We start from the raw sequence: 7,272 nt of genomic DNA, 5'->3' as shown, positions 1-7,272 counted from the left end.
GATAGTCAAAAAGCGCCCCTAGAAATAGGGGCGCTTTTTGTTTGGGGAAATAGAAGACTCGGCGATTGAAAGAGACTGTTGGCGAATTCGTGGGGCGCATCACCCCTCATTTCTGGAAGTCAGTATTGGCGTTAGCTCTTTGTAGTTAACAGCTACATAGTCAATTAGACATTTAGTCCAGAAACGCCTTTTTGAGGGGGTGATGGGTGAAACCCTGTCTTGATTCGCCAACAGACTCTTTCAAATAGCCCGGTAAATTTGGGCAGAATCAAATCTTTTCAACAGGAAATTGAATTTCAGTTACGTAAGATTCATTATCCTGTTCCTGCCCTCCTTGGATGTAAACCTCTCGGTTGGGACCGACAATCCGATAGCCGTTACCTGGTAATTCGTACACTTTAATGCGATCGCATTTTGGCAGAAACTTGTCAGCAGACACAACCGCTTCAGCATCTACATCGCTTTCTTTGTATCCAGCATCGTGCCAAATAGCAATACAATATTTTCCCAGTTTGACTTCGTTTCGATATAGATAATCGTACAATTCGTTAAACAGCGATCCAACTGCTGCATACTTGGGTAAAGTTTCCCGAAGAGAAGCAACAGTTATCGGTTGAATCGTTTTTAAAACTACTTCGTAATCTGGCATATCGTTCTCCTGTTCAATTTGTCTTAAACAATCTTCTAATCTTGCCAATCGAGCTGTTTCTCCCTGAATATGTTGCTGGAGTTCAGCTTGTTTCAGGTGTAACCTTCCGCGAATTTGCATAGGCTAAATTTTTTCGTCTAGCAATTGGAGAATTTGTTCTAGAGAAAATCCCAAATCCTTAAACGCTAAAATGCGATTGAGTCTTGGCAACTGACTGGCTGAGTAGTAGCGGTATGCCGTATCATTGTCAACTACAGTTGGCTTGAGCAGTCCCATTTGATCGTAGAGTCGCAGTGCCTTGATTGACACTTGACTCAACTTGGAAAAGTCGCCTATTTTTAGCATTTTGGATGCTGTAAACCTCTTACTTTTCTAGTAAACACTCTCCTCTAGGAGGAGAGTCAAGTATTTTTGAGAAAATTTTTAGATTTTAGGTCGAGAGGGATTTTTTGAGTATTTATATAGATAACAATATTACTGCGATCGCGTCTTATTGCCATTGCACGGGGAACCGCAGAATGTCAATCTGTGGGTTAATGCGATCGTAAGTGCGATCGACCAGAATAAAATTAACGCTGTATTGGTTGTGCTGCAAAAGTATTCAATGCGACAAGATGAACACTGATCTCGCTCCCCATCTTCTGCGACAGCCATCTAGGCTGTGCCCAAAAACCCAGCTTTAACCAGCTTTTCCCCCATCCTCCCAAATTTCTCGCTAAATTAAAGGAGTGTAAAAATTACTCAAGCCCTACCAAGGAGATATCCATGCCTCGCGTCAGAGCACCAGAATTCCCCGTAAAGTACCCATGGCTGAATACCGAGAAACCTTTATCCATTGAATCCTTAAAAGGGCGCGTCGTCATCCTCGACTTCTGGACGTACTGCTGCATCAACTGTTTGCACGTCCTCCCAGACTTAAAATACCTGGAACAAAAATATAAAGATTCCCTGACTGTCATCGGCGTTCACTCGGCTAAATTTGAAAACGAAAAAGATGTAGAAAACATCCGCCAAGCTATCCTCCGCTACGATATCGAACATCCCGTAATCGTAGACAGCGGCATGAAAGTTTGGCAAAGCTACGCCGTTCGCGCTTGGCCGACTTTAATGGTGATCGATCCAGAAAGTTATGTCATCGGCTTTGTTTCTGGCGAAGGCAATAGAGAAGCACTCGATCAGTTAGTTGGCAAGTTAATTGCTGAATACAAAGATAAAAATGCGCTCGACTTTAAGGAACTTCGTTTCAGTTTAGAAAAACAGCGCAAACCTGTATCAACTCCGCTGGCTTTTCCTGGTAAAGTGCTGGGATTTGCGATCGCGGCAACCGAGGCAAAAGTGCTTCACCAACATGAGGCGCTGTTGGGCGAAATGAGTGAGGAAAGTCAATCTGTAGATGAAACTGTACTGCCGGGGCCTGCTAATTCAGTTATCCAAAACTTGGTCGGTTCTTGCTTGTTTGTTGCCGATTCTGGACACAATCGCATTGTTGTCAGCAGTACCGAGGGTGAGGTGCTGCACGTCATTGGTACGGGGAAACCGGGTTTGACTGATGGGAACTTTGAAGAAGCTGAATTTTTTGCCCCTCAAGGTATGGCTTTTGATGCAGAAACTCAAATTCTCTATGTTGCTGATACGGAAAATCACGCTATTAGAACGATCGACTTTACGACTCAACGGGTGGAAACTTTTGCTGGTACTGGCGAACAAAGTCACGAAATTGCTCCCCACAGCGGCAAGGCTTTAGAGACGCCATTGAATTCGCCTTGGGATTTAGAAAGAGTTGGCGATCGACTTTTTATCGCCATGGCGGGTTCGCACCAAATTTGGGAGATGCAGTTAGATACTGGTACGATCGCCACTTATGCGGGTATTGGTCGAGAATCCTGTGTTGACGGTAGTCTGGCAGAATCTGCTTTTTCTCAACCCAGCGGCCTGTCTACGGATCGATCGGAGTTGTTTGTCGCTGACAGCGAAATTAGTTCGATCCGCGCCGTCGGTATCGATGAAGATCCGAAGGTGCGCACTGTCTGCGGTAGCGGGGAGTTGTTTGGTTTTGGCGATAAAGATGGTCGGGGTGAGGAGGTGAGGTTGCAGCACTGTTTGGGTGTTGAATACGCTCAAAATTACCTCTGGGTTGCTGATACTTACAATCACAAAATTAAGCGAATCGACCACCGGGGGGGTACTTGCATGACGATGATTGGAGATGGTACGGCCGGTTTGGTAGATGCTAAAGGTCTCAAGGCTCGATTTTTTGAACCTTCAGGCTTGAGCGCGATTGGGTCTCATTTATTTGTTGCTGATACGAACAATCACGTGATTCGGCGAATTGAGTTGGATACTTTGGAAGTCACTACTTTGGCTTTTCACGGTTTGTGTGCGCCGGATGTTTGTCTTCCTGATTGAGATCGGACGTACGGTTGAAACCGCGTCTATACAAACTTTCGTCCGGATGGTGCGCGGACTAAAGAAAATTAATAAGATCCGGTGATTTTAACCGTGAACTGTTCAACCCGCAGGCGAGTGGGTTTTGCCTGTGTAGACGCGGTTTCAACCGCGGGCGTCTTCTGCGGTTGACCGCTCGATCAAAGATTTATGCAATAAGTCTAATAATCGCCCAAATTTAAAATTCCGAATTGCTCAACAATCTGACTATTTTTTGGGCATCGTTCAATTCGCCGACGATTCGCCGCACGGGTTTCGGCCAGATTTTAATTAAAGTGGGAGTGGCGGAAATCTGGTCTACTTCTGCTTGTTCGGGATGTTTCAACACATCAATTACTTTCAAAGTGTAGGGGCGATCGAGGTGTTGCTCTAGCAATTGGTATAAAGTTTCGAGGGTGCGTTCGGTGTTGGGATTGCTCCCGGAAACAAATAGGCGCAAAACATAGCCTTGAGTTGGTGGCGGTGAGGTGAGTGCTGTTGGTTTGGTGGGTGGCATCCGATGCGGTGGCGCTACGGGCGAGGGATGTACGATCGCCGAATTGAACGAATCCGATCGAGGTTGGGCGATCGGATACTGTACAACTAAGTCGTGATTTTCCCACAGTTCTGGGAATTGTTCGCGATAAGTGGCGATCGCCATTGGCTCGCAAATTTCGTCGCTGCGGGCTTGCCAAACCAAGTCACCAGTGCCAAAAATGGCATTTAGCAGCGTTTGATATCGCAGCACCGGGGGGTATGCCTCGGCTGCAACCCGCAACTGTCGATCGCGAAGGTCTCGCCAGCAGTCAACAGTTGCCGTATAGCAAGGGATCAGAAAATGTGGCGGTTCCGACAAACCGAGTATTTCCTGAAGACTGACGCACAACTGCAAGTGCCACTGAGTTTGCTTGCGGGAGTCTATGCAATAGATTAAGTCTCCCCCTGGTGTAAACAGTGCAATGCCTTTGAAAATTTCTGGCAAGATCGGGCGATCGACTTTCAATGAATTACACCCATAAAAGTTAACAATTAACTGTTGACTGTTAACTGTTAACACTCAACTTTTAGACTCGACCTCGGAGCATCTGAGCCATTTCGTTGGGGGCCGGCGAGTTTTCTACAGCCAGTTCTTCAGTAATCCGACCTTCTTGATAAAGGCCGTAGAGCGACTTATTCATCGTCGTCATGCCTTCATAAGTATCTTTAATCATAATTTGATTGATTTCCTCATTCTGCCCCTTGAGAATGTATTCCTTAACCACGTCGGTATTGATCATAACGTCGTGGAAAGCTGCCCGCTTGCCGTCTGTGGTTTTGCACAGCAGTTGAGCAATAATCGCCACTAGAGATTCGGAAATGGAAACCCGTATGGCTTCTTGTTCTTCGGCCCCGAACATATCCAGAATCCGGTTCAGGGTTTTAATCGCACTGTTAGTGTGCAGGGTTCCTGCCACTAAGTGACCTGTTTGAGAGGCTTTGAGGGCGATTTCCACCGTTTCTCTGTCCCGAATTTCTCCTACTAGCATCATGTCCGGATCTTGCCGCAGAGCGCCTTTGAGAGCATTGATAAACTTGAGGGTGTGCCTGCCGACTTCCCGGTGCTTGATCAAGGATTTTTTGCTTTCGTGTACGAATTCTACTGGGTCTTCGATCGTGATGATATTGTAGGCTTTATTCTTGTTGATGTAGTCGATCATCGCAGCCAAGGTGGTAGACTTACCGGAACCTGTCGGGCCCGTCACCAAAATCAGTCCTTTGTGGTAGCCGCATATTTTCTTAAAGACCTCTGGTAGCTTCAATTCTTCCAGTGTCATGATTCTGGCAGGAATTAGGCGCAGCACCATCGCCGGGCCGGCCAAAGAGTCCATGCAGCTAATCCGGATACGGACAAAGCCGAAGTCGAAAGCGCCGTCAAAGTCTAGGGTTTTTTGGAAAATTTCTATTTCCTCATCGCTCATGCACTCGCGCAGCCAGCCAAAAAATGTATCTAAATCCGTCGGTGGATAGCCGATGTCGGCAATCTCGCCCCGGGTGCGGAAGCGCGGGAATTCGTTTACTCCCAAGTGCAAATCTGATACTCCTTCTTCTTTTGCTCGCAACACTAGCTCTTTGAGAGTCGGCTGTTGGCTGGTGGAGTTCGGGTTTTGAGGCGTGCCTCCCGACTGGGGCGCTGGTGCGGGTGGTTGTGCCGGTGGCGCTACGGCGGGTGCTGCGGCGGCGGCGGGCACTCGTGCCGGCGGCGGTGCTGGTGGCAATCCTGCTGCTCTGGGAATGCCTGGAGCTGGAGGGCGGGGCAGCCCTGGGGGTGGCGGTGCTCCGGGTATCGGCGGGCGAGGGGCTGGCGGATGCTGTTGTGTCATATGCGCTACCTTAAGTTGGTGAGAAGGCTGACTCTAACAGACGATTTGTGCAAGTTAGATAATGCCGATCGCCCGAAGAGCGTTTCTTGCACAAAAGCTGAACTGTTGCGATCAGTTTATCTCAATAGGGGGTCACACTGCTGCACCAGCAAGCAAATATTCTGTCGGTTGCAGGATTCTAGCCAAATGGATCTAACATCGAAGATGAATTTTCGAGTTCTTTGGAGCATTTTTTGACGGGAAAGAGTTTTCCGCAGGCAAACAGTATAAATTGCTACTTTACACTAGGATTGAGGACTAAAACAGATGAATTCTGTCGATCGGGCTTTTAGTTCAGCCCTGGACTTGGCGAAGTCGATCCGCGCTCGGGAAATTTCGCCCCTAGAAATTGCCAATGTGTACTTGGAACGGATCGATCGATTAAACCATCAGCTTGGTAGTTATTTTACAGTAACGGCCGATCGGGCGATCGAGCTAGCGACAGCGCAAACCGAACACCTAGCAGGCTTAAACAAGTCAGAGGAATTGCCGCCGTTTTTCGGAGTGCCGATCGGCATCAAAGACTTGACACCAGTTGCCGGCATTCCGTGTACTTACGGAACTCAAGCACTGCACAGTAACATATCTTCCTACAACGAGTCAGTAGTCTGGCGGATCGAAGCAGCCGGATTTAACATTCTGGGCAAAACAGCAACCTCTCAAATAGGCTCATTACCTTACACCGAACCCCCAGGTTTCCGGCCCGCGCGCAATCCCTGGAATTTAGACTACACGCCCGGAGGCTCCAGCGGCGGCTCAGCGGCGGCCGTAGCGGCAGGTTTATGCGCGATCGCCCAAGGTTCAGACGGCGGCGGTTCGATCCGAGGCCCAGCTTCCGCCTGCGGTTTAGTGGGCATAAAACCCTCGCGGGGGCGAGTTTCCTGGGCACCAGTCGGAGACTACCTGAGCGGAATTTCTGCCAACGGCCCTCTCGCCCGCACCGTGGCTGACGCCGCCGCACTGTTGGATGTGATGTCAGGCTACACAACCGGCGATCCGTACTGGCTACCAGACCCAAATCCCACGTTTTTAGAGGCTGCCGGCGAAAAGTTGGGCAAACTGCGAATTGCTTTTTCTACCAGTATTGCTCCCGTGGGTGAGGCAGCGCCTGTGTGTCAGCAAGCGGTACTCGATACCGTAAAATTACTGGCAGATTTGGGTCACGATGTCGAACCGGGATGCCCGGATTTTACAGGTTTAATCGAACCGTTTACAGTAATTTGGCAGTCTGGGGCGGCAGCAAGCGGCATTCCAGGCAAAGTTTTGGAACCGATGAATCGCTGGTTGTTGGAAAAGACTGTTGCGGCTGGGGAATATTTGCGGGCGGTGAATCAAATGCAGGTGATTTCGCGGCGGATTGTGGGATTCTTTGAGAATTTTGATGTGTTAGTTTTGCCAACTTATATGCACTCGCCCATTGGGATCGGGGAGTGGGCAGATTTGAGTTGTGAGGAAACTTTGCAGCGGATTATTAATTGGGTTGCTCCTTGTCCGCCGTTTAATGCAAGCGGTTTACCTGCGATCGCGCTTCCGGCCATCTTAGATGATAACGGTTTGCCGGTGGGAATTCAAATTATCGGGCGGCCGGCGGCGGAAGCAACTTTAATTGCGTTAGCGGCGCAAATAGAAGCGGCGAAACCTTTCCCAGTTTTGGATTTTCAATAGGTTTGTAGATACAGATAGACGGCAAATACAATTCGCGCCTATACGAACAAAACCTGCCTCCGCAGGTTGAAGAGAATAACGTAATTTTAATTTTCCCGTTTTCAACCCGCGGAGGCGGGTTTTGTCTGTATAGAC

General features: G+C 48.5%; 6 protein-coding genes. 2 read left to right on the top strand and 4 right to left on the bottom strand.

Going from position 1 to position 7,272, the window contains the following annotated elements; translation table 11 throughout:
* Window positions 1-268: 268 nt before the first annotated feature.
* Window positions 269-769, bottom strand: coding sequence for a GyrI-like domain-containing protein (locus QT974_RS07510; protein ID WP_333467889.1), 501 nt, complete (start codon window positions 767-769; stop codon window positions 269-271).
* A 3-nt stretch (window positions 770-772) separates the two neighbouring features.
* On the bottom strand, window positions 773-994 hold the full coding sequence (locus QT974_RS07505) for a MerR family transcriptional regulator (protein WP_333467888.1): 222 nt from the start codon (window positions 992-994) through the stop codon (window positions 773-775).
* A gap of 420 nt (window positions 995-1,414) precedes the next feature.
* Between QT974_RS07505 and QT974_RS07500 the strand changes: the two genes are divergently transcribed.
* Window positions 1,415-3,055 (top strand): thioredoxin-like domain-containing protein, encoded by a 1,641-nt coding sequence (locus QT974_RS07500; RefSeq protein ID WP_333467887.1) that lies wholly within the window; start codon window positions 1,415-1,417, stop codon window positions 3,053-3,055.
* A 217-nt stretch (window positions 3,056-3,272) separates the two neighbouring features.
* Here the strand turns inward: QT974_RS07500 and QT974_RS07495 are convergent, their stop codons facing one another.
* The gene (locus QT974_RS07495; protein WP_333467890.1) at window positions 3,273-4,076 is read right to left on the bottom strand and encodes a circadian clock KaiB family protein; all 804 of its coding nucleotides are present in this window, start codon (window positions 4,074-4,076) and stop codon (window positions 3,273-3,275) included.
* A gap of 61 nt (window positions 4,077-4,137) precedes the next feature.
* A complete protein-coding gene (locus QT974_RS07490) occupies window positions 4,138-5,433 on the bottom strand; it encodes a type IV pilus twitching motility protein PilT (RefSeq protein ID WP_333467886.1) in 1,296 nt (431 codons plus the stop codon).
* 306 nt (window positions 5,434-5,739) lie between these two features.
* Between QT974_RS07490 and QT974_RS07485 the strand changes: the two genes are divergently transcribed.
* Entirely contained in the window at window positions 5,740-7,137 is a 1,398-nt protein-coding gene (locus QT974_RS07485; protein WP_333467885.1) for an amidase, read from the top strand.
* Window positions 7,138-7,272 lie beyond the last annotated feature (135 nt).

Origin of the sequence: Microcoleus sp. BM001215392, from assembly GCF_036700185.1 — a bacterium.
In the GTDB taxonomy this organism is placed as follows: domain Bacteria; phylum Cyanobacteriota; class Cyanobacteriia; order Cyanobacteriales; family Microcoleaceae; genus Microcoleus.
The sequence above is the reverse complement of the archived record's forward strand: the minus strand, read 5'-3'. Positions and strand labels throughout refer to the sequence as shown.